We start from the raw sequence: 1320 nt of genomic DNA, 5'->3' as shown, positions 1-1320 counted from the left end.
AGTTGTTGGCATTGTCGAGAACGATGTTGTTGGCCGCCCCTGCCGTGAGGCTGGTGACGCCGGTGACGGACAGCGCGCCGCTGTTGGTCATTCCGGCGGCAGTGACGTTCAGGTTTCCGGACAAGGTGATGGCCTGAAGGTCCAAGGCAGTGGCATCAACCACTGTCACATTGGCCAATCCGCCCGCACCCCCAAAGGCCACCGTCCCGGTGAAGTTGTTCCCCGCATTGGCCACGCCAATCGATGCACCCACCGCATTGGCGGTGAAACTCGAATTGCCTCCTATCGTCAGCGCCCCGGTGTTGCTGATGTCGCCCGTAGTCGCAGTAGCCGTCAGATCTCCCGTAATGCCTATCGCGCCCAGGTCAAGCGCGCTCGAGTCCACAACCGTCACATTCGCACCGTTCGCTACCGAGAGTGCGCCACCAAAATTGTTTCCTGCTTGATCCAGAGTAATGCTGTTACCAGCGCCAGGCGTCAGAGTCGTCGTCCCCGCGATGAAGAGATTCCCTGAATCGGTGATGGCCCCGGCCGCGGTGACCACCAGGTTACCGCTCACGGTGCTCGCGCCAAGATCGATCGTCCCGGTGTCGTTGAGCGTTACATTGTTGCCGCTGACAACCGAGACGGCACCGCCGAAATCGTTGGCGTTGCCTAGGGTAATGTCGTTTGCTGTCCCCGCGTTAAAGCTGGTGGTACCGGCGATAGTCAGGACGCCGGAGCTGGTGATGCTGCCGCCGGCGTCGGTGGCGGCGTTGCTGGTGTTGATCGCGAGTGCCCCGGCGTCGGTCAGGGTGCTCAGCACCGCGCCGCCCGTGCCGGTGCCGGCGCCGGTGTTCACCGTCAGCGTGATGCCGGTGCCGGCAATCGTGGTGGCGTCGGCCTGGCTGAAGCCCTGGGCGCCCGCGCCGTCCTGGTTGGCCAGCAGATTGACCGCGCCGGCGCCGGCGGTGATGCCGCCATCGACCGCCAGGGCGTCTTGCGCATTGAGGCTGACCGCGCCGCCGTTGCTGGCGATCGCGCCGCCCGCGGTCAGGGTGCCCGCCGCCGTGGTGGCGATATCCACCAACCCGCCGGCCGTGGTGATGGCCCCCAGCGTCAGCGCCCCGGCGTCCCGCAGGTAGATCGCGCCGGCGCCGTGGGTGGTCGCCACGACCCCGGTTTGATTCGCCGCCAGGTTGATCTCGGTGCCCGCCGCGCCGATGTCGCCGGTGCCGGTGGTGAGGGCCACGCTGGTGCCGCTCAGCGTGCCGGTCGCCGTGCGCGTGATGCTGCCGCCGGCGTCGGTGGCGGCGTTGCTGGTGTTGATCGCGAGTGCCC

At 67.0% G+C, this 1320-nt stretch carries 1 protein-coding gene; it reads right to left on the bottom strand.

The genetic code is table 11. The features are described from left to right. On the bottom strand, positions 1-1320 hold a 1320-nt coding region (locus RMO95_RS05880; RefSeq protein ID WP_310449790.1), incomplete at both ends, for a hypothetical protein.

Origin of the sequence: Sulfuritalea sp. (genome assembly GCF_031426875.1) — a bacterium.
In the GTDB taxonomy this organism is placed as follows: domain Bacteria; phylum Pseudomonadota; class Gammaproteobacteria; order Burkholderiales; family Rhodocyclaceae; genus Sulfuritalea.
This window is presented reverse-complemented; position numbering and strand designations above follow the sequence as displayed.